The sequence below is a fragment of the Endozoicomonas sp. SESOKO2 genome (genome assembly GCF_024606245.1).
Classification (GTDB): Bacteria; Pseudomonadota; Gammaproteobacteria; order Pseudomonadales; family Endozoicomonadaceae; genus Endozoicomonas_A.
In genome coordinates, this window is sequence record NZ_JAHHPQ010000047.1 from 1 (window position 1) to 1,483 (window position 1,483).

Here is a 1,483-nt window from a genome sequence, read left to right on the forward strand (position 1 = left end):
GTATTACAGGTCATCAAATGCAGGCCCCGCTCAGGTTGATAAATGGCGGGGGGTACATCAGACTGAATCAGGGAAATTTCTTTCATGTACCGAATTTCATCGTATGGTACAAGAAAAGTAACACTTGTTTTTGCGAAAAAAGCTTCGTCATAAAGTCTTTGATAATGTTGGAATATTTTCTCAAACAGTTCTCTAAACAAACTTGTTGCGCTTCGCATGTGTTCCGGAAGTTTATCAGCCCATGTGTAAAATTTATCAACCTTCTCTTCGTATTTTTTTTCAATTTTCTTTGTCTCAGGGTCGTCGGCATAGGTATTACCATCTTCAGAAAAGACTTTCTTTCGGTATAGACTTAATTCATCATCCCTTTTCTCATATAAGATGCTTTGGATTTCTTTCTTACATTCTTCATAATATCTTGGACGAAGATTGAAGTGTGGGTGATACAAAAGGTTAGTTATCCTGGCTACACAAACTCCAACCAGTGATCCAATGATTACACCTGCAACAGTTCCCAGTGGTCCAAATAATGTACCGATTGTACCGAGTGTGGCACCTGCAGCACCCGCTGCTACTTCTGGGAGGCCGACTTTGACAATATTATTACATGCTCTAAGGAATAACTTATGGTCATCATCACGCGTTATACTCTCAATATGCCCTGAAATTTTTTGAAAATAATCATTAAATCTATTTAACTCATCAACATTATCTGGACCCATGATGTCTGGATGTATGCCTTCCTTAATAGCATCAACTGTAATATTTTTGATCTCTTCTATGCCAGATGATTGACCATTATATTCCTTAACCCCCTTTTCAATTCTTTCTTCCGAAATTTTGATGGTTTTTTCATCAGGCCTCATCCTTGTTTTTAAGTATTTTTCAAAAACCGCTTTTTCATCTGTTTTCAGAATAGACAGAATTTCTTTTTCCAATTCTTTAGTTTTTGTTATTTCTTCTCCATTTTTGCTGTTGGATTGGGAACATGTAAAAATAAGTTTTGGAGTATCCTGAATACCATTTTCTTCTAAATTAGCCTTAAACTCTGATTTTATTTCTTTTTTGTCTCCTATCTTATCAGTACATGTATCGACCTTATTACAAACAAAAATAATTCTATTGCCATTTTTTACTAATGCTTCGATAGCTCTAAGATCATAACCAGTCAGATCCTTGTCAAATAAAAAGATAATGACATCGTTTTGCTCGATATTTTCAGCTCCAAGGTAGTCATTTTTTATGTATTCTTCGCCACCAGAGCGGCCATAACCTTTTGTAGTCCTGATTTCCACATCCTGAAAGCGGTAGATAGGGTCAGGCTTTTTATTGTAAATAACGGTTCTTTTAAATGGCTCCCAGCCAATTAGCCGGTTGCCCAGCGATGACTTGCCAACATTTTGCGCTCCAGTAAAGACAATCCTTAGTGTAGGAGGACTGCCATTCGAGCTCCTTTGTTGCATTATATTCAATATAAATCTCT

The 1,483-nt window shown here is 36.7% G+C and carries 1 protein-coding gene; it reads right to left on the bottom strand.

Annotated features, from left to right (window positions below; all coding sequences use genetic code 11):
• Window positions 1-1,463: GTPase domain-containing protein (locus KDK17_RS01100; protein WP_257287153.1), on the bottom strand; the 1,463-nt coding region annotated here is incomplete at its 3' end.
• Between the last annotated feature and the right edge of the window lie 20 nt (window positions 1,464-1,483).